At 40.4% G+C, this 19,887-nt stretch carries 21 protein-coding genes and 1 rRNA gene; 10 read left to right on the top strand and 12 right to left on the bottom strand.

Annotated elements, in window-relative coordinates; genetic code table 11:
• Positions 1-17 precede the first annotated feature (17 nt).
• The 4 genes from Q0058_RS08730 to Q0058_RS08715 form a co-directional block, all read right to left on the bottom strand.
• Positions 18-1,406 carry a bifunctional UDP-3-O-[3-hydroxymyristoyl] N-acetylglucosamine deacetylase/3-hydroxyacyl-ACP dehydratase gene (locus Q0058_RS08730; RefSeq protein ID WP_298222962.1) on the bottom strand — a complete coding sequence of 463 codons (1,389 nt, stop codon included), beginning with the start codon at positions 1,404-1,406 and terminating at the stop codon, positions 18-20.
• 3 nt (positions 1,407-1,409) lie between these two features.
• Positions 1,410-2,441, bottom strand: coding sequence for a UDP-3-O-(3-hydroxymyristoyl)glucosamine N-acyltransferase (gene lpxD / locus Q0058_RS08725; protein WP_298222960.1), 1,032 nt, complete (start codon positions 2,439-2,441; stop codon positions 1,410-1,412).
• 134 nt (positions 2,442-2,575) lie between these two features.
• Positions 2,576-3,811, bottom strand: a complete 1,236-nt coding sequence (locus Q0058_RS08720; RefSeq protein ID WP_298222958.1) for an HD domain-containing protein — start codon at positions 3,809-3,811, stop codon at positions 2,576-2,578.
• A gap of 110 nt (positions 3,812-3,921) precedes the next feature.
• On the bottom strand, positions 3,922-4,203 hold the full coding sequence (locus Q0058_RS08715) for a hypothetical protein (protein ID WP_298222956.1): 282 nt from the start codon (positions 4,201-4,203) through the stop codon (positions 3,922-3,924).
• 93 nt (positions 4,204-4,296) lie between these two features.
• Here Q0058_RS08715 and Q0058_RS08710 point away from each other — a divergent pair, with 93 nt between their 5' ends.
• Both Q0058_RS08710 and Q0058_RS08705 read left to right on the top strand, forming a co-directional pair.
• A complete protein-coding gene (locus Q0058_RS08710) occupies positions 4,297-5,151 on the top strand; it encodes an aldose 1-epimerase family protein (RefSeq protein ID WP_298222954.1) in 855 nt (284 codons plus the stop codon).
• A gap of 3 nt (positions 5,152-5,154) precedes the next feature.
• On the top strand, positions 5,155-5,718 hold the full coding sequence (locus Q0058_RS08705; RefSeq protein ID WP_298222952.1) for a GNAT family protein: 564 nt from the start codon (positions 5,155-5,157) through the stop codon (positions 5,716-5,718).
• Here the strand turns inward: Q0058_RS08705 and Q0058_RS08700 are convergent, their stop codons facing one another.
• Positions 5,719-5,949 carry a VF530 family protein gene (locus Q0058_RS08700; RefSeq protein WP_298222950.1) on the bottom strand — a complete coding sequence of 77 codons (231 nt, stop codon included), beginning with the start codon at positions 5,947-5,949 and terminating at the stop codon, positions 5,719-5,721.
• A 235-nt stretch (positions 5,950-6,184) separates the two neighbouring features.
• On the opposite strand from Q0058_RS08700, the gene Q0058_RS08695 reads away from it, so the two are divergent.
• The 3 genes from Q0058_RS08695 to Q0058_RS08685 all read left to right on the top strand — a co-directional run bounded on the left by Q0058_RS08695 (position 6,185) and on the right by Q0058_RS08685 (position 9,404).
• Complete coding sequence (locus tag Q0058_RS08695) at positions 6,185-8,434, top strand: TonB-dependent receptor (RefSeq protein WP_298222948.1); 2,250 nt, start codon at positions 6,185-6,187, stop codon at positions 8,432-8,434.
• Between the two features lie 2 nt (positions 8,435-8,436).
• Positions 8,437-8,982 carry a PepSY-associated TM helix domain-containing protein gene (locus tag Q0058_RS08690; protein ID WP_298222947.1) on the top strand — a complete coding sequence of 182 codons (546 nt, stop codon included), beginning with the start codon at positions 8,437-8,439 and terminating at the stop codon, positions 8,980-8,982.
• A gap of 71 nt (positions 8,983-9,053) precedes the next feature.
• Positions 9,054-9,404, top strand: coding sequence for a hypothetical protein (locus tag Q0058_RS08685; protein WP_298222946.1), 351 nt, complete (start codon positions 9,054-9,056; stop codon positions 9,402-9,404).
• Positions 9,405-9,459: 55 nt separating this feature from the next.
• Here Q0058_RS08685 and Q0058_RS08680 read toward each other — a convergent pair whose 3' ends face one another.
• Positions 9,460-10,917, bottom strand: a complete 1,458-nt coding sequence (locus Q0058_RS08680; RefSeq protein WP_298222944.1) for an aminoacyl-histidine dipeptidase — start codon at positions 10,915-10,917, stop codon at positions 9,460-9,462.
• 142 nt (positions 10,918-11,059) lie between these two features.
• Here Q0058_RS08680 and Q0058_RS08675 point away from each other — a divergent pair, with 142 nt between their 5' ends.
• Together Q0058_RS08675 and Q0058_RS08670 are read left to right on the top strand one after the other, a co-directional pair.
• Positions 11,060-12,121, top strand: coding sequence for a DUF3810 domain-containing protein (locus Q0058_RS08675; RefSeq protein WP_298222942.1), 1,062 nt, complete (start codon positions 11,060-11,062; stop codon positions 12,119-12,121).
• A gap of 63 nt (positions 12,122-12,184) precedes the next feature.
• Entirely contained in the window at positions 12,185-12,877 is a 693-nt protein-coding gene (locus Q0058_RS08670) for a hypothetical protein (protein WP_298222940.1), read from the top strand.
• Positions 12,878-12,918: 41 nt separating this feature from the next.
• Here Q0058_RS08670 and Q0058_RS08665 read toward each other — a convergent pair whose 3' ends face one another.
• On the bottom strand, positions 12,919-13,794 hold the full coding sequence (locus Q0058_RS08665; protein WP_298222938.1) for a YitT family protein: 876 nt from the start codon (positions 13,792-13,794) through the stop codon (positions 12,919-12,921).
• A 9-nt stretch (positions 13,795-13,803) separates the two neighbouring features.
• Entirely contained in the window at positions 13,804-15,105 is a 1,302-nt protein-coding gene (locus tag Q0058_RS08660; RefSeq protein ID WP_298222936.1) for an NAD(P)/FAD-dependent oxidoreductase, read from the bottom strand.
• 308 nt (positions 15,106-15,413) lie between these two features.
• On the opposite strand from Q0058_RS08660, the gene Q0058_RS08655 reads away from it, so the two are divergent.
• Entirely contained in the window at positions 15,414-15,908 is a 495-nt protein-coding gene (locus tag Q0058_RS08655; RefSeq protein ID WP_298222934.1) for a sigma-70 family RNA polymerase sigma factor, read from the top strand.
• A gap of 5 nt (positions 15,909-15,913) precedes the next feature.
• Entirely contained in the window at positions 15,914-16,555 is a 642-nt protein-coding gene (locus tag Q0058_RS08650; RefSeq protein ID WP_298222932.1) for a hypothetical protein, read from the top strand.
• A 136-nt stretch (positions 16,556-16,691) separates the two neighbouring features.
• On the opposite strand, the gene Q0058_RS08645 is transcribed toward Q0058_RS08650, so the two are convergent.
• On the bottom strand, positions 16,692-17,501 hold the full coding sequence (locus tag Q0058_RS08645; protein WP_298222930.1) for a lysophospholipid acyltransferase family protein: 810 nt from the start codon (positions 17,499-17,501) through the stop codon (positions 16,692-16,694).
• Positions 17,502-17,550: 49 nt separating this feature from the next.
• Positions 17,551-18,189 carry a CoA pyrophosphatase gene (locus Q0058_RS08640; protein ID WP_298222928.1) on the bottom strand — a complete coding sequence of 213 codons (639 nt, stop codon included), beginning with the start codon at positions 18,187-18,189 and terminating at the stop codon, positions 17,551-17,553.
• A gap of 113 nt (positions 18,190-18,302) precedes the next feature.
• On the opposite strand from Q0058_RS08640, the gene Q0058_RS08635 reads away from it, so the two are divergent.
• The gene (locus Q0058_RS08635) at positions 18,303-18,737 is read left to right on the top strand and encodes a DUF4268 domain-containing protein (RefSeq protein ID WP_298222926.1); all 435 of its coding nucleotides are present in this window, start codon (positions 18,303-18,305) and stop codon (positions 18,735-18,737) included.
• Positions 18,738-18,883: 146 nt separating this feature from the next.
• Here the strand turns inward: Q0058_RS08635 and Q0058_RS08630 are convergent, their stop codons facing one another.
• Together Q0058_RS08630 and rrf are read right to left on the bottom strand one after the other, a co-directional pair.
• Positions 18,884-19,582: a fibrobacter succinogenes major paralogous domain-containing protein gene (locus tag Q0058_RS08630; RefSeq protein WP_298222924.1), complete on the bottom strand. Its 699-nt coding sequence runs from the start codon at positions 19,580-19,582 to the stop codon at positions 18,884-18,886.
• A gap of 191 nt (positions 19,583-19,773) precedes the next feature.
• Positions 19,774-19,882 (bottom strand): 5S ribosomal RNA (gene rrf, locus Q0058_RS08625).
• Positions 19,883-19,887: the final 5 nt, after the last annotated feature.

Raw genomic sequence — 19,887 nt, 5'->3', positions numbered from 1 at the left:
TTTGACCGCCTTTTTGTTTATTGTTTTTTAGCGATTTGCGCCATCAATTCAGCTTCCGCCACGAGTTTACCATTCGCATAAGCGTTGGCCTGCATGTGACAAATGCCTCTTCGGATAGGACTGATCAGATCGCATTTGAATATTAAAGTGTCGCCGGGAAGTACTTTGTGTTTGAACTTCACATTATCAATTTTCATAAAGAAGGTCAGGTAATTTTCAGGATCTGGAACGGTACTCAAAACTAAAATCCCTCCGGTTTGCGCCATTGCCTCTACAATCAAAACGCCTGGCATTACTGGTGCGTCGGGGAAATGACCTACGAAGAACGGTTCGTTCATCGTCACATTTTTCAACCCGACTACATGCGAATCCGACAATTCGAAAATCTTATCAACCAATAAAAATGGTGGTCTGTGCGGCAACATTGACATGATTTTGTGGATATCCATCAACGGTTCCTGATTGAGGTCGTACGACGGTACAAAATTTCTCTGCTCAATCTTAATGATTTTTGAAAGTTTCTTAGCAAATTGAGTATTTACAAAATGACCCGGTTTGTTTGCTATAATTTTCCCTTGGATTCTGGTTCCAATCAAAGCCAAATCACCAATAACATCAAGCAGTTTGTGACGCGCCGCTTCGTTGGGATAGTGTAATGTGAGGTTGTCCAGAATACCGTTTGGTTTCACGGATATTTTTTCTTTTCCGAACGCGACTTTAAGGTTGTTCATCGTTTTTTCGGAAATGTCTTTGTCTACATAAACGATGGCGTTATTCAAATCGCCGCCTTTGATAAGGCCTTCATCCAAAAGAGTTTCCAATTCGTGAAGGAAACTAAACGTTCGCGCATCGGCAATTTCGGTTTTGAAATCAGCCATATTTTTTAAAGTTGCATTCTGGGTTCCCAATACTTTAGTCCCGAAGTCAACCATTGCGGTGACTTGATATTCATCGCTAGGCATGACCAGAATTTCGCTTCCTGTTGCTTCATCTGTGAAAGAAATAATGTCTTTCACGACGTATACATTTCTTTTGGCTTCTTGTTCTACAATGCCTGCTTTTTCAATGGCTTCCACAAAAAACTTTGAAGAACCGTCCATAATCGGTGGCTCCGAAGCGTCGAGTTCGATAATGACATTGTCTACATCGCAACCGACAAAAGCGGCCAACACATGTTCTGAAGTCTGAATCTTGACACCCAGTTTCTCTAAATTGGTTCCTCTTTGGGTATTGACCACGTAATTCGCGTCGGCTTCAATCATTGGGGCACCTTCTAAATCTACACGTACAAAAGTATAACCGTTATTTTCAGGAGCAGGTTTGAAAGTCATTTTCACTTCTTTCCCTGTGTGCAATCCAACTCCAATAAGAGAAATTTCACTCTTTATGGTTTTTTGTTTCACCATCACTTAATTGTTTTTATTGATTGTTTTTTTTAATTCTTCAAATTCTAAGATAATCTTCGGCAAATTGCGGAAATGTACATACGATTTGCTGTAATCCGTATACGTGAATGACGGGCTTCCCTGCAACACTTCATTGTCCTTCACATTGCGTCCGACACCCGATTGCGCCTGAATGCGTACATTATTGCCTACGACGATATGTCCGGCAAAACCAACCTGACCGCCAATGATACAATTTTTTCCGATTTTGGTCGAACCCGCAACGCCGGTTTGTGCGGCAATGACGGTGTGTTCGCCAATCTCAACATTGTGTGCAATCTGGATTTGGTTGTCGAGCTTCACGCCTTTTCTGATAATCGTCGATCCCATAGTCGCGCGATCGATTGTTGTCGAGGCACCGATATCTACATGATCTTCTATGATCACATTCCCGATTTGTGGAATTTTCGTGTAAGTCCCGTCAGCATTCGGTGCAAAACCAAAACCATCCGCTCCGATAATGGCACCGGAATGAATCGCACAATGGTTTCCAATCACAGTGTCTGAATAAATTTTAGCACCGGCAAAAACAGTAACATTATCGCCAATCACAACATTGTCGCCGATATAACAGTTCGGATAAATTTTCACATTGTTGCCAAGGCGTACATTCAAACCGATATAGCTGAAACTTCCGAGGTATAAATTTTCACCATACTGAACACTTTCGGAAACGACCGAAGGCTGTTCGATACCGACTTTGCTGTCTTTTCTGGCCTGATCGTAAAAGGTCAGCAATTTTGTAAAAGCCAGATAAGCATCGTCGACTTTAATCAATGTAGTGCTGATTTCAGATTCCGGTGTAAAAGAATGGTTTACAATGGTAATCGTCGCTTTGGTAGTATAAATGTAAGATTCATATTTCGGGTTCGACAGAAAAGAAATCGAACCGTTCTCGCCTTCTTCAATTTTAGACAGCGTCCAGACTTCGGCATTGGGATTTCCAACAACCTCGCCTTCTAAGATGTTCGCTATTTGCGCTGCTTTGAATTTCATTTATAGCAAACTATTTTTTGTTGGTACAAAATGAAACCCGCAAATCGTTGCGCTGCATTCCTTATTGTATAATTCTGCTTGTTTCATTTGTTTGAATAGTGCCGACAAAAATATAAAAAATAGATTTTAAAATATTAATTTTCTAGCAGTTGTTTTGGGTAGCAAATATAATATTTCGTGACGGGTTTCGACAAGGCTTTCAAATTCAGCTGATCGGAAGCTTCAACCACGTCTTCAATCGTTTTGTCTTTCTTCAGAATATGGATCGGTTCCGCGTCTTTGCTGTAAGCCTGATTTTTAATTTTTCCTTTAAAAATGAAGTATTCAGTGTCATGAGCAGAGATTCCGTTTGCTTTTGAAAATCTTTCAGTCAGTTCGTGAAGCATCTCTTTCGGGAATTTTTCGCTGCTGAGCTTTATTTTGAGCAAATCGCGGTTGATAATCATTTTGCTTAGCGAACTTAATATAAAATCATCTTCGGTTTGCCATGATTTTAAAGCACTGACAATATCATAATCATCGAGTTGCGCAAATTGGTCTAGCACATCATCGGTAAAATCGGGAAGCTCAATTTTGTTTTTCATGAAAAATGCCAAAGGTTTGCTCGATGGCAATTCAGTTCCTTTAAGTGTAAGTTCTTTAGCGCGTTTAAGTGTTTTGGTAAGAATCAATTCGGCGACGAGGCTTGTTTTGTGAAGGTAAGCCTGCCAATACATCAGCCTTCTGGCCATGAGGAATTTCTCGATGGAATAGATGGCTTTTTCTTCCATCACCAAAACATCGTCCACGACATTGAGCATCTGAATCAAACGGTCGGAATTGATGTTGCCTTCCGCGACGCCCGTGTAAAAACTGTCGCGTTTGAGGTAATCCATACGGTCCATATCAAGCTGGCTCGAAATGAGTTGCAGCATGAACTTGCGATGGTATTCGCCTTTAAAAACTTTAATGGCCAAGGAAAGTTGCCCGTCGAATTCTACATTCAAACGGTTCATAAACAACAAAGAAATCGCTTCGTGGCTCACACCTTCGACAATGCTGTGCTCCATCGCGTGGGAAAATGGTCCGTGTCCGATATCATGCAACAGAATCGCAATCAACAAAGCATTTTCTTCTTCTTTGGAAATCTGTACTTCCTTAAACTTCAACACTTCAATCGCTTTCTGCATCATGTGCATGCAACCCAAAGCATGATGGAACCGTGTATGATGTGCACCCGGATAGACTAAATAAGACATACCCATCTGCGAAATGCGCCGCAAACGCTGGAAATAAGGATGTTGAATGAGATCGTAAAGTAGCGGATTCGGTATCGTGATGAATCCGTAAATCGGGTCGTTGAGGATTTTCAGTTTGTTGATTTGACTCACGTGAATGCTGTTTTAGGCGAACAAATATAAGCAAATTGTGAGTTTATGGATTTGCTTATTGGGTTATTTGTACACGAAGCCCAAATAACCAAATCCACAAATAAACTTATTTAAAAAGATTTAAAAATGCGATGTATCGGAATTCCGACGCCCTGCTTAAGCACAACCAGATTATCCGTAACAGCCCAAACGGTAGTTTCCACCATTTTTTTGGATTGGTTGTCTTCAAAAAAGATCTTAATTTTGGAATGCTCGAGATTGCCTAAAGATTGCGCGCGGTTTAAATCGATGTTTCGCTGAAAAATAGCATCTTTGTCTTCGAGAACTTCATGGTTTGGAAATTTCAAAGCATGAATTTTTTCTTTCGCTATGGTTTCATAGGTAGTTGCCATAATAGTCAAATTTTAATTATTAATAGATTAGGGACTGTGAATGTAATAAAATATATTTACAATTAACAAAAACCATATTATTTTTTCAATATTTTGAAGATATCAATAAAGAATAATCAATTAGAAGTCGTCATCAATTCGCAGGGCGCGGAACTCATTTCGCTGCAAAAAACCAGCACCAAACGCGAATACATCTGGGAAGGAAATCCTACATTCTGGGGCAAACATTCTCCTGTTTTATTTCCAATTGTCGGCACTTTGAAAAACAATCAATTCGAATATAAAAACAAACATTATACTTTGCCAAGGCACGGATTTGCTAGGGATTACGAATTTGAATTGATTTCAAAAACCGAATCATCAGCCATTTTTTCACTGCAATCTTCAACAGAAACCAGAGCTGTTTATCCTTTTGATTTTGAACTACAACTTCATTACGTTTTAAATGAAAACGAACTTGTCGTGGCTTACAAAATCATCAACAAAACAGACGTTATGATGCCTTTTTCGATCGGCGCGCATCCGGCTTTCGCTTTGTCAGAATTCTTTGAACATTACAGTCTAGAGTTTGAATTTCAGGAAGCCTTAAAAAGCTATTCACTTGAAAATGATTTACTTTCGAAGAAGACAACATTGCTTCCGATGCACCAAAAGCAAGTACAGCTCGCCTATTCGCTGTTTGAAAACGACGCTTTGATTTTTAAGGAAATGCAATCGAAAAAAATCACCATCTTGGAAAATGGAAATCCGCTCCTTGGCTTTCATTTCAATGATTTCAAAAATTTCGGAATCTGGACTAAAATCAATGCACCTTTCCTTTGTCTTGAGCCGTGGCTGGGATATTCAGATACTATAAACAGCAACGGAAAACTCGAAGACAAAGAAGCGATACAATTCGTGGCGGCACAACAAGAATTTCTTTGTAGCTTTAAAATCGAAATCTACTAAACCATGCTGACTTTTAATTTCAATAATCCATTTCCCGAAATAGAAACGCCGCGTTTGTTGCTGCGCCGTCTCGATAAGAATGATGCGGAACAGATCATGGTATTGCGTGGCGATGCGGAAAATATGCGCTTTATTCCACGTCCGTTGGTAACCAATACAGAACAGGCTTTAGATCATTTCGCAATGATTGACGCCAAAATCGAAAACAATGAAGGCATCAACTGGGCCATCACGCTTAAGGGAAACCCTAAACTTTTGGGCATTATTGGACACTACCGCATCCAGCCGGAGCATTATCGTTCGGAAATTGGTTATATGTTATCGCGTGAATTTCATGGAAAAGGAATCATAACCGAAGCGATCGAAGCGATTCTCGTTTATGGTTTTGATGTGATGAATCTGCATTCGGTTGAAGCCATCATAGATCCAGACAATATCGCTTCAGAAAGGGTTTTGCAAAAGAATGGTTTTGTCAAAGAAGCACACATTCTTGAAAATGAATTTTTTGATGGAAAGTTTTGGGATACTGTCATTTATTCGTTGCTCAGACGAAACTTCCGCAAATAATCATTTTGGAAATTTAGGCAAAGTCCTAATGTAAAGCTGTTCTACTTTCTGACGCGCCCAATCGGTTTTTCTTAAAAAAGTCAGACTCGACTTCACTGACGGATTTTTCGTAAAGCATTTAATTTTAATGAGTTCGCCCAAAGTATCAAAACCATAGAATGCAACCAATTGCTCCAAAATTTTTTGGAGTGTAATGCCATGAAGCGGGTCTTTTGAGGTTGATGGTTGCACGGCATAAAATTAGTTTTTTATTGTATTGATAAGCCATCAAGTTCAATAAATAATGCTTGAATAGACGAAGCATTCTGTTTATAAAATTTGTTTAAAAAATTTTCCCTCTAAATTACTGAAAGCCATAAAATTAAAATTACTGTTTAAAATTTTATTTATAATAAGTCTAAATAAACTTTTTTATTTCGAAAGTGCATTTTATATTTGCATTATTATTTTTAATTATTCTAAATAAATGTCCAGATACCTACTTATCCAAGCGCTCGTTCTTTCTGCAAACCTTTGTAGTTATGCGCAAGAACACAAAACAAACCAAAGCGAACAAAGGGAATCTATCACAACAACAGACACCGTCAAAACCAAAAAAGGCGAAATACTAGCCGAGGTTATGATTACTGCTAGTGCCCGAAAAGTACCTGTCAACGTTGGTAAGTCGAATATCAAACCACTCGATTTGCCACAAAGTGTTGCCGTAATCAACCAATCGACTTTGCAAAATCAGCAAATAGCCAACATGACGGACATTCTTAAAAACACCAACGGCGTCTACATCATGGGAAATACCGGCGGTTTTCAGGAAGAAATTGCCTCAAGAGGTTATGCCATGGGAAGTTCGAATACTTTTAAGAATGGCGTACGCTACTTCAATGGCATGCCAACCGAAACCAGTGGTATTGAAAAAGTCGAATTCCTCAAAGGAAGTGCCGCCATCTTATTCGGGAATGTCACAGCAGGCGGTGTTCTGAACATCATCACCAAAAAACCAAGATTCGAATTTGGTGCCGATGCCGGAATCACAGCAGGAAGTTTTGACACCTACAAAACCACTTTCGATGTTTATGGCGGAATCGGAAAAGGAAAAACAATGGCATTCCGCATGAACGGTTCCAATACGCAGGCCAACAGTTTCAGGATTGGCGTGAGTTCCGAATCGAAATATGTGAATCCGTCTTTTTTGATCAACTTCAATGACAGGACTTCTCTTTTGATCGAAGCCGATTATCAGAAAGATTTCAGAACTGCCGATTTTGGTGCCGGAATCATCAATTACGAACTCGTTGATTTGCCGAGAAGCCGGTTTGTTGGGGTTTCTTGGGCTTACAATAAAGCTGAACAAGCTTCGCTCACGACTACTTTAAAGCATGATTTTAATGAAAACTGGAATATCAATTTTATCAATTCGTTCCGTTATTACAAGACAGATTTATTTGCGAATACCCGACCAAATGCTGTGTTGAGTTCGCCTGCGAATGCTGCTCCTATCCTATCGGTCGATGCTAATGGAAACTGGAAACGCGGTCTGCAACGCAGCGAAGCCAAAGACAATTATTGGTTGCAGGAAGTCAACGTTAAAGGGAATTTCAAAACTTGGAATGTGAGCCACCAATTGCTTGTGGGTATCGATACAGACACTTATAAAACCACGACCTTGGCTTCAGTCTACAAAAATCCATTGCCATTGAAGAATTACGCCAATGAATACGACACCATCAACATCTTTACAACCGATTTGAGCACTGCCAGAAATGACGTTCCCAACATGGATAAAAACACTTTGACAACGGCTCCTATAAAACGTGTTGGCGCTTATATTCAGGACTTGATTCATTTCAATCAGCATTTCAAAGCTTTATTGGGCGTGCGTTACAGTTATCAGGATACAGAGAATGAAGTCTACACTTTTGCCGCAACCAATCCGACGCCAAGAGCCGAGAAAACTGTCGTGACCAACCAGTATGATGACGCTTTTTCACCCAGAATCGGTTTGATTTTCCAGCCTAATGCCAAACAATCGGTTTTTGCGAGTTATTCAAATTCGTTTGTGCCCAACACAGGTCTGGATTATGAAACTAAAGCAGCATTGAAACCATCTACAATTCACCAATATGAAATCGGTTCTAAAAACGAATTATTCCATGATCGTTTGTATGCGAACCTTACGTTATATCAAATTGAAAACAACAATTTAGCACAAAATTCGCTGATTGATGCCAACTTCAGAGAATTAGCCGGAGGCACCAAAAGTAAAGGCGTTGAGATCGATATCGTAGCTTATCCCGTAAAAGGATTGTCAGTAATGGCTGGTTATAGTTTCACGGAAATCAAGTACACGGCGAGCAACATTTTTATTGTAGGAAGTTCGATTCTTTACATGCCGAAAAACACAGCAAACCTAAATTTCAATTACAACTTCGACAAAGGAAAACTCAAAGGTTTGAATTTAGGCCTGATAAATTCTTATATCGGAGCGAGATACGCAGGACGTTCCACTAATTTAATAACGTCGAACGACCCTAGAAAACCGGTAGCTTTGCCTGATTATTTCCAGAACGATTTCACGTTGGGTTACAAGATCAATCAGATTACCTTGAGAGGAAAGATGAGCAACATCTTCAACGTTTTGAGCTACAATGTTCATGACGACAACAGTGTCAATCCGATTGCGCCTACGAATTATTCCGTTTCATTAAATTATACTTTCTAAACATGAATCCGCTGAAAATCAGAAACCTCCACCGCGATCTAGGTTATTTCTACATCGGACTCATCATCTCTTTTGCTTTTTCTGGCATTTTGATGAACCACCGCGAAGACTGGCATCCGGAAAAGTATACGACCGAAACCAAACTCATTAAAGTGAACCTTCCGAATGAGGATCTGATCAATGACAAATTCGCCGAAAACTTAGCCAAAACCTATGGCATCGACGATAAACTCAGAAGATGCAAAGTCAAAAAAGGGGAAGTCAAGATTTCTTTTGAGAACAATGACATCGAAATCGATATGAAAACTGGCAAAGGTGAAATCATTTCGTTCAGCAAAACACCGATCATCAGCCAAACGATGAAACTGCACAAAAACACCTCAAATTGGTGGATTTATTATGGCGACATTTTTGGGATTTCGTTGATTACGATTGCCATTACAGGCGCGATTATGATCCCGGCGGGTAAATTTTCGTTTAAGCAAAGAGGCTGGAAACTGGCGCTGGCTGGCATTATTTTTCCCTTATTGATTTTATTGTTTGTTTAAATTGAAGAACTCGTTTAGCAATAAGCGAGTTTTTTTCTACATTTGATTCAACAAAAATAAATACCGGCAAGATGAAAATATTGATCATAGCAATCCTAACTTTTTTAGCAAGTTTATTGCCTCAGGAAAATGCTAAACTCAACGGGAAATACCGCATTGTGTTTGAGAAGAAATACGAACAGCAAACGTTTCAGATGGTGTTCACTGACAGTGTTTTCAAGAAAGTGATGCCCGACGCCGTGATGTATAAAGGCAAAATCAAATACGAGAAATACCGTGCTTTTCTTCGCTACGGCAAAGACGACAATCCGATGGAAATCGACAACCGTGAATTCAATAAAGACTCGATGAAATTCACGATGAAAAGCAACATCGACATTTCGAAAACTACCGCGCGTGGCTGGTTGGTCAAGGTAAAATAACTTCAAATAAAAAACCCGTTTAGTAGTAAACGGGTTTTTATTTTTTATTTTGGAATTAGTTTTTCATCGGAATGCTGGCTAAAATCTCCAACACGAATTTCCAGAATTTCTGCGATGATTTGATGCTCGCACGTTCATCGGGTGAATGCGCTCCGTGAATGGTCGGGCCAAAAGAAATCATGTCCATTCCCGGATAATTCGTTCCTAAAATGCCACATTCCAATCCCGCGTGACAAGCGACTACTTTTGGTTTATCGCCGTTTTGCTTTTCATAAATTGAAACCAGAACATCTAAGATTTCAGAGTTTACATTCGGTGTCCAACCCGGATAACTGCCGGTAAAAGTGACTTCGCAGCCGAAGAGTTCGTAAGCCGAGCGCAACGCATTGGCCAAATCCATTTTGGAGGATTCTACTGAAGAACGCGTTAAATTCTGGATTGAAATCTCGCCGTCTTTCACAATGACACGCGCAATATTGTTCGACGTTTCAACCAAATCTTCCATATCGGCAGACATTCTGTAAACGCCGTTGTGCGCCGCGTAAATCGAACGCAACAAACCTTCCTGCACACCAAGTTCCATGATTTTTGAAGGCAAATCAGATTTGGTGATTTCAATAGTTAAATTAGGTTCTGTAGTTTTAAATTCCGCTTTGATCTCGCCAATAACTTCCTGCATATCGAAAACGTAAGCTTCATCATACATCGAAGCGATAATCACTTTAGCTACACTTTCGCGCGGAATTGCATTACGTAAGCTTCCACCATTGATTTCAGCAATCTGCAAACCAAAATTCTCAAAGCCGTCAAATAGCAAACGGTTCATGATTTTATTCGCGTTGCCCAAACCTTTGTGGATATCCATTCCGGAATGCCCGCCATTCAAGCCTTTTACGGTAATTGTATAACCTACGGAACCTTCGGGTGTTTCTTCTTCGTGGTAACTTCTCGTTGCAGTAACATCGATGCCACCGGCACAACCGATATCAATTTCGTCGTCTTCTTCAGTATCCATATTCAAAAGGATTTCGCCTTTTAAAATGTCGCCTTTCAGATTTAAAGCGCCCGTCATTCCTGTTTCTTCATCGATTGTAAACAGCGCATCAATCGCCGGATGCGGAATGTCTTTGCTTTCGAGAATCGCCATGATCGCAGCCACTCCTAGCCCATTATCTGCTCCGAGTGTAGTTCCTTTGGCGCGAACCCAATCGCCATCGACATACATATCGATGCCTTGTTTGTCAAAGTCGAAATTCGTATCGGCATTTTTTTGGTGCACCATATCGAGGTGGCCTTGCAATACGACCGTTTTGCGGTTTTCCATGCCTGGCGTTGCAGGTTTGCGGATGATCACGTTGCGGATGTCGTCTTCAAAAGTTTCCAATCCGAGGCTTTTTCCGAAGTTTTTCATGAATTCGATGACGCGGTCTTCTTTTTTCGACGGACGCGGCACGGCGTTGAGATCGGCAAATTTATTCCAAAGGGCTTTGGGTTCGAGGTTTCTGATTTCCATTTTTTTCTTAAGGTTCTGAGTTAGTAAGGTGCTAAGCTACTGAGGTTTTGAATCGATTCATAGGACGACTCTTTCATTCAGGAAGCCAAAGTTAAAGAATTTATGTCCTTTTCCGTGTATATTTACAGTCAAAATTAAAAGGGTGCGGCGCAAATATATCTTACCGTTTTTTCTGTTAATCCAAGTGATTGTCTTGCAGGTCGTTTCGTTTTTCCCTGAATTTGTCGAGCGGTTTTACAGCAAAGGTTTTTATGTATGGATTTCACATATCTGGCGTATCAGTCTGGGAAGCCTTGCGTTTTCTGTCGGCGATTGCCTTTATGGGATTGTCATTTTTTTATTGTTGCGATGGTTCTGGATCAAGAGAAAAACAGGGAAACTTTATAAAAAAGACAACTTCCTGCAATTGTTAAGTTTCGTTTCGGTGTTTTATTTTTTGTTTTATATCTCGTGGGCGACGAATTATTACCGCGTGCCTTTGTTCGATAAGATGAATATCCAACGGGAATATTCCGACGCCGATTTATTGAAATTCACCACAAAACTGATTGCCAAAACCAACGCCGTCCAACTTCAAATCGCCAAAAGCAAAAACACCAAAATTGACTTTCCTTATTCGCAGGAACAAGTTTTTCAGATGAACCTAAATGGTTATGGTCATTTAGCGCAACAATATCCGTATTTGAAGTACGAACACGAAAGCATCAAGAAATCGCTGATCAGTTTGCCTTTGACTTATATGGGTTTTGCGGGTTATCTGAATCCGTTTACGAATGAAGCTCAGGTCAATTACATGCTTCCGATGTATACTTTCCCGACGACAGCTACGCATGAAATGGCACACCAACTGGGTTATGCGAGTGAAAGTGAATGCAACTTTATTGGTTTTTTAGCTTCAATCAAAAATGACGATCCGTATTTTCAATATTCGGGTTATGCGTTTGCGTTGCGGTATTGCCTGCACAATTGGGAAGTTAGAAATCCTAAAATTTTAAAACAGTTACTCAAAACTGTTAATCCCGGCATCCTCAAAAATTACAAGGAAAGTGAAAATTTCTGGAAGCAATACGAGACTTTCATAGAAACCGGTTTCAAGATTTTTTATGACAACTTACTCAAATTCAACCAACAAAAAGACGGCTTGGACAGTTACAGCAAATTTGTGAATCTGATGGTGAATTATTATCAGGGCAAGCCAATATAGTTAAAACCCAAACAATACTTACTTATAATTGTCGTTGTATTAGGAATTTAAAAACCCAATATAATGAAAATCAACTTCAGACAAACCACGCCTTTTTTAGTTTTGATGGCCCTAACAGCCAGTTCGTGCAGCAGCAATTCCGATTCGGAACCTGAACCTTTACCTGCTTTTTTCAATTTGAATGTGGGAAATGAATGGGTTTATAAAGAATATAAGAATAGTTATGATAATCTGGATGAATATAATTTCACCGGAAAAATCGACAGTGTTGAAGTACTATCGATCGTCAATATTGAGGGAATTGAATTTTCCAAATTACGCCATAAGATTGGAAATGCGACAGAAACCATGAATCCACAGTACAACTACGAATACCTGAGGGTTGATGAATTCGGGCATCTTGTGGGCAGTAACCCTAATGGTTTCTTATATGAGGATCCAACGACAGCGGGTCAGCTCAACATTATGAGACATCCAGGAGATGATACAACCTATCAAAACACTGTCGTTCAAGAATCAGGTACTTATTTCGCCAGCGTATATCCTAATACCAATATCATCGTCGAAGGGAACAATTATACAGTTTCTCCTTTGGTGCTTGAATATACTTCTCCTGAAGGCACTATGCCAATCATCAATAAATCTGTTGAAAGTGACTATCAAAGACAGATTGGACTGGTAAAAAAAACCAATGCTTATGTTTCAAGTCCTGTATACTGGGAGAACCGATTGGTTTCGTACCATATCGTTAATTAAAAAATACCGCACAGATTAATCTGCAATTCGTGTGGTGTTTTTTAATACTTCAATCCGCGTTTGGGCACCATACCGCCTTTGGTATCACGCACGCTGCTGATGATCACAAAAGCGTGCTCATCGACCTTTTCGATTTCAGATTTGAGTCGGTTGAGTTCTAAACGAGTTACGACGGTGTAAACGATTTCAACATTGCCGCTTTCGCCATTTTTGCCGTAACCGCTTTTTCCTTTGTAGGTTGTTACGCCGTGGCCGAGCACTTCAATAATGAGTTTCTTGATTGCTTCACTTTTTGGAGAAACGATCGTGACGCCCATATATTCCTCGATGCCGTCGATGATGAAGTCGAGTGTTTTGGAAGCGGCCAAATAAGTAATCATCGAATAAAGTGCGATTTCAATCGTCAGAAAATAAGCCGCAGCGGAGAAAATCACCACATTGATTACAATAATAATGTCGCCAATCGTAGTTCCGAATTTCCGGCTCAGATAAATCGCTAAAACTTCCGTGCCATCGATGACAGCACCGCCGCGAACCGATAATCCGATGCCGGCGCCCAGGAAGAAACCTCCAAAAACAGCGACCAATAAATTATCGTCGGTAACATTCGGGAACGTGACAGTGCCCACGACCAAAGCCAAACCTATAATGGCCAGTGTGGTTTTGATGGCGAAAGCTTTACCAATGATGTTGTACCCTAAAATGATAAACGGAATATTAATCGCTACAATCAACATATACAAAGGAATGGGCGTGATTACAGAAATCAATAATGAAATTCCTGTGGCGCCTCCATCAATGAAATGATTCGTCAACAGAAAACCTTTAAATCCCAAAGCGGCCGAAAAAATTCCGGATACGATAAGAATAAAGTCTTTGATGTGCCTTTTTATTTTTGTTTTCTGGTGGTGCTTCATGGTTGTTTTTTAGACTTCGTCGGTGGTGAATGTGGTAAAACTTTTTTTCTTGTAGGGTCTGATGATCAATCGGCCTTCACGGTCAAAAATGATGTAATTGTAGACCCAGTTTAAAAACACCACCGCTTTGTTTTTGAAACCAATTAAAGAAAACAAATGCACGAACATCCAGACGAACCAAGCGAAGACGCCGCTGAATTTGTAGTGAGGCAAATCGACTACGGCTTTGTTTCTACCGATTGTGGCCATCGAACCTTTGTCGTGGTATTCGAACGGTTTCATTGGTTGGTTTTTAATTTTTTTGAGGAGGTTTTCGCCTAATAATTTTCCTTGTTGCATCGCGGGCTGCGCGACCATGGGATGTCCGTTTGGGTATTCTTTAGTTTCCATCGAAGCGATATCGCCGAGCGCGAAAATATTGTCGTAACCCAAAACCTGACTGAACGCATTGACACGGATTCTGTTGCCTTTTGCAATAGATTCTGATTTGATTCCCGGAATCATAGCGCCTTGAACACCAGCGGTCCAGATGACTGTAGCTGAATCGAAAGTTAAGTTCGAATTGGTTGTGATGGTTCTTCCGTCATAATTCAATACACGTACGTTTTTGTGCACCTTGACGCCCAGATTGATGAGGAATTTTTCAGCTTCATCAGAGGCGTTTTGGCTCATCGTATTGAGAATTCTATCATCACCTTGAATCAGATTGATTTGCATATTGCCGATGTTGAGATCCGGATAATCTTTCTGCAGGATCGCGTTTTTCATTTCGGCTAAAGCGCCTGCGAGCTCTACGCCTGTTGGGCCGCCACCGACTAAGCAAAAATTCATATAAGCATTGCGTTCGTTCTCATCATTGACCAATAAGGCTTGTTCTAAATTTTCGAGAATCAGGCTGCGGATGTTCAGCGATTGCGGGATCGTCTTCATCGACATGCTGTTGCGCTCGATTTCCTTGTTGCCGAAATAATTGGTTTTGGAACCGTTCGCGAGCACGAGATAATCGTAATGCAGTTCTCCTATATCTGATTTTACAATTTGGTTTTGGGTATCGATTTCGTTGACGCGGCTCAATCGGAAATAGAAATCCGGATATTCCTGAATGATTTTTCGGATGGGATATGCGATGGAACCCGCTTCTAACCCACCGGTAGCAACTTGATATAACAGAGGTTGAAACGTATGGTAGTTGTGTTTATCGATGAGTACGACTTGCACGTTTTTGTTTTTGAGTTTTTTGGCGAGCGAGATTCCGGCGAATCCTCCGCCTATGATGACGATTCTTGGGAGTTGAGTGTTTGGAATGTTCATTTTTTTGTGGTTCTAAGAAAATAAAGTTGTTTGGCTCTAAGATACGACGTTTGGATTCGGCATCAAAACCAGTATTGCAGAATGTGGGAATTTTGAAAATGGTTGACCGTCGCAAATTTTGAAAAAGTGATTCGGAAATGATTGTTCAACCATTAGCCCCGATAGCAGCGGTATCCTTTTGTGCCGGGGTTCGGCATAAAAGATTTAGCGGATAGCGGGTCCAGGCGTGAACCGAAACGGACTGTTGTGCTCCTGACAAAAAATAAGTACCTTGTAACAAAATCCGCGAACGGTTTACTAACGCAGTTATGAGTCAGGAATTAGAGCAGTCTTTTGTCAAGCAATTGAAGGAAAACCAGAATATCATCCACAAGATTTGTCGGTTGTATACTTCTGGTGAAGATGCACATAAAGACTTGTTTCAGGAAATTACGATCCAGCTTTGGAAGGCGTTTCCGAAATTCCGCGGCGAGAGCAAATTCTCAACTTGGGCATACCGTGTAGCGCTCAATACGGCTATTACTTTGTATCGAAAGAGCACGCGATCGATCGCTACTTCGTCTTTCGACACGACCAACCACTTTATCAAACAGGAAGAATACAATTACGAGGAAGAAGAACAAATCAAACTGATGTACGAAGCGGTCTATCAGTTGAACGATATTGAGAAAGCGCTCGTATATATGTACCTCGAAGATAAGGATTACGAAGAAATATCAGAAACATTAGGAATCAGTCAAGTGAATGCCCGGGTGAAGATGAACAGAATTAAAACGAAATTGAAAAAAATATTAAATCCTTAAGGATTATGGAAGAGTTAGATGTACTAAAAAAAGCCTGGAAAAATGAGGAGCGTTCGTACGATCAGGTGACGGAGAAGGATATTTATGGCATGTTGCACCTGAAATCGTCGTCGATTGTTAAATGGATTCTCATCATCAGCATCCTGGAATTTGTGTTCTGGAATATCATTTCGGTCTTATTCAGCGATGAAAAATACCAAAGCAAATTGGAATCTTACGGCATTGATGATATCATGCTGATTGTGAATGTCTTTAATTATGTAGTTGTGGTCGGATTTATTTATGTATTCTATAAAAACTACCGCTCGATCTCAACACTCGATTCTACAAGAAAACTGATGCAAAGTATTTTGAGCACGCGTCGCACGGTGCAGTATTACATCTGGTATAATTTATTCATCGTGACGCTGACGATTGTCATTTCAATCGTGATGATGTTCTACCACAATCCGGATATGATTTCGCTGATGAACCAACAGGTTTCCGAAGGACACAAGTCTGTGTTCCTTTGTTTCTGTGTTGCTATTTCGCTGGTATTTATCGCCGTAATCATTGGCGTTTTCTGGCTCTTCTATAAATTGCTTTACGGAATTTTACTCAAGAAATTATTTGCGAATTATAAGGAATTGAAGAAAATTGAGCTTTAAACAATGGATAATTGATAATTAAAAAGGCGCGGTTTAAGAATTGCGTCTTTTTCTTTTGATGTCTATTTTAAAAAATTATCAATTATCAATTATCAATTATCAATTATCAATTATCAATTATCAATTATCAATTAAATTAAACTTTCCACTGCCTCAATTGATTGAGCTCTTCCTGCGCTTCAATTTCTTCTGTCGGAATGACTTTTAAAAATGACGGATGTTGTTCTATAGCATATTCCACTTTTTCCACAATTTGATCGATCGTGTCGTTTTCATAATCAATGTGTAGCGGTTCCTTGATGATGAAGGATTGCAAAATGCCTTTCTTCTTAAGTCTCAACCCTTTCTTATCAAACGAACGGCGGAAACCGTCAATAACAATCGGAACGACCACAGGTTTGTATTGTTTGATGATGTGCGCCGTACCTTTTCTTACGGGTTTGAACGATTTGGTGGTGCCTTGCGGAAACGTAATCACCCAACCGTCTTCGAGCGCGATACCGATATTTTCAGTATCGTTCGGATTGACTTCGCGTTTCTCTGCGACATCTTTTCCTCCGGCGCGCCAGGTTCTTTCTACGGAGATTGCCCCAACATAAGCTAAAATTCTTGGAAGTAAACCCGATTTCATGGTTTCACTTGCGGCCACATAATAGATATTCATTTTGGGCTGCCATAAATAACCTATGTTTTTGATGTTGTCTTCACGACCGCTCAAACTGGCGTTGAACACGTGAAACATCGCCACGACATCGGCAAAATAAGTCTGATGGTTTGAAATGAAAAGCACGTTTCTGTCTGGTAAAGCCCTGATGATTTCAGAACCGTCAATTTGCAAATCATTAAAACCGCGGTAACGTTTGTGCGTGATGGCGCCGAAAATGCGGATCAGCCATTTTTTGATGAAAAGTATATGTCCGAAAGGATTTCTTTTGAATAACCCCATGTAACTTAAATTTGAAAACAGGAGGCTAATTTACAAATTAGATGGCATTCTAAAGTACGTTTTTTAGGGTTTCTTTCAATTCGCTGAGCATCATCGCCGTAGCGCCCCAAACATAATGGTCGTAGATTTTGAATGACGGAACCGCAATCGATTTTGAATAAGCGGTTTCCATCATACGGTTGACAACAATGGTATCATCGAGAAAATTTTCAATCGGAAACTCAATGATACCGGCAACTTCCGATGGATCAGGTTTAAAAATCAGCGTGTCATTGCTGTAACCCAAAAAAGGCGATACCATAAAATTACTCGGCGGAATATACACCTCACTGAAAGGTCTGATGACGGTAATTTGTTCTGGTGCAATTCCGATTTCTTCGTGCGTTTCTCTGAGCGCCGTGTGCATCAAAGAATCATCGCTTTCTTCTACTTTACCGCCGGGAAATGCGATTTGGGAGGAATGCACGCCTTTATAAGAATTGCGCAAAATCAGGATGATATTCGTTTTTTCATTACGCGGATAAAACAACATCATCACGGCGGCTTTGCGCGGATTGGCTTTTTCAATATCGAGCGTCTTCATAATATCGGCGCGTTCGGGTGGCGTCATCAGTACGTGCGCCGCTTCGCCCAACAATATTTCGCGTTCGAGTTTGGGAATACAATCAAGAAAGGTCTGAAAATCCATAACAAAGCGTATTTTTGCAGCTTGGGAATCGGTTCGGTTGCGTACGAATTTACAAAAATTAAAACGCATCGGGAGCATTCCCTTAAAATTGACCAAAGCAACCAATAAAATTCATGTATTCAAAACAGGAAAACCAACGGCTTAAACAAGAATTCTGGGTCACTTTCGCTGAGAAATATCCGCGCAAATGGGTGTTGTACGATACTAAAATCAAGGATTTTTCCTTTAAGTTTTTTGTCGATAACACCAAAGCGCAAGTCAGCATTGACATTGAGCATCGCAATGAAGACAAACGCCTCGCCTATTTTGACAAGATTGTGGCTCTGAAAAATATTCTGGAAGATGAATTCATTAAGGATTTGGTCTACCAAAAGAACCACACATTGGAAAACGGAAAAACCATCAGTAAAATATGGGTTGAAAAACTAGGAATCTCTGTAAGCAACCGCGTTTATTGGGATGCTATTTACGATTTCTTCTTTGAAAAAATGCACGCGCTAGAGATGTTTTACCTAGAATATGATGAATTTATAAAAGACATTGAGTGATGTTTGGGCGTGCCGGCGCGACGATATTTAATTTTTCAAAAGAGCATTTCGGGCGCCGTCGGGCTTTCGCACTCGCTTTTTTCAGCGCCGTTGCACGTCACTGAAAAAGAGCTCAGACAATAACTCTATCCCTCACGCGAAACAGTTTAATCTTTGATACAACGAACTGAAATTCCAAAACGTTTATCCATGCTTCCTTCGCTTATGGCACTGCTATAGTTGTAGATTACGCAACGAAAAGCCGTAGATGCATCGTACGATGTTGAACTCCACCAATCGGCACTAAATCCTATATTATAAAACGAACCTGTATAAGAATCGCAAAAACCACCAGGTAGAGCCGTAAACCCACTACTATTCGTTGCTCCCGTATTTGGGGTTCTCCACAACGGAGAAATCGCTTTAATTTTTCCTCCTGCAACGTTTCCGCCACCTAAAAAAGCAATCAGCGTATTCCATTCAGCTTCCGTAGGAATATGATAACCAACAGGTGCCAGTCCTCTCGGATCATTAACTGCATACCAATTATAGAGTTTCCCATATATACGCCCATCAGTAATAGTATTACCCGACCGCCAATAACACCAGGCACCTGTCGTAAGGGTTTCCCATTCGATTGCTTCACTTTGCTGCACTTGAGGAATCGGATCACCATTTCTATACTTATTTACGTTTAAGTTTTTAGCCATCCAGATTTGGTTGCCAATTCTTACTTCAGTATCCAAAATCGGTACTGATGGTCTTGCAGCTACTTGGTTTTGGGTTTTGGTTTCTTCGTTAGAACATGAACTCATCCCGATGGTTAAAACTAAAATTGAGGTTATGGTGAAGTAGTATTTTCTCATGGCAGTGTTTGTTATGGATTTATAAAAGTAGTAATTCCATTTTACAAAAAACCCAAAACATTCTTAAAACAAAAAACCCGTTGTTTTCACAACGGGTTTTCTAAAAAAGGCGACGACCCGAGGCGTTAGCCGAACTGCGTCGCACCTATTAAAAACAAAAAACCCGCTGTTTTCACAACGGGTTTTTCTTAAAAAGGCGACGACATACTCTCCCACAAATTGCAGTACCATCTGCGCAGGCGGGCTTAACTACTCTGTTCGGGATGGGAAGAGGTGAGCCCCGCCGCAATAACCACCTTAAGTCG

Source organism: Flavobacterium sp. (assembly GCF_027484705.1).
In the GTDB taxonomy this organism is placed as follows: Bacteria; Bacteroidota; Bacteroidia; order Flavobacteriales; family Flavobacteriaceae; genus Flavobacterium.
Note: the sequence above shows the minus strand (reverse complement) of the source record. Positions and strands in the feature narration are given on the sequence as shown.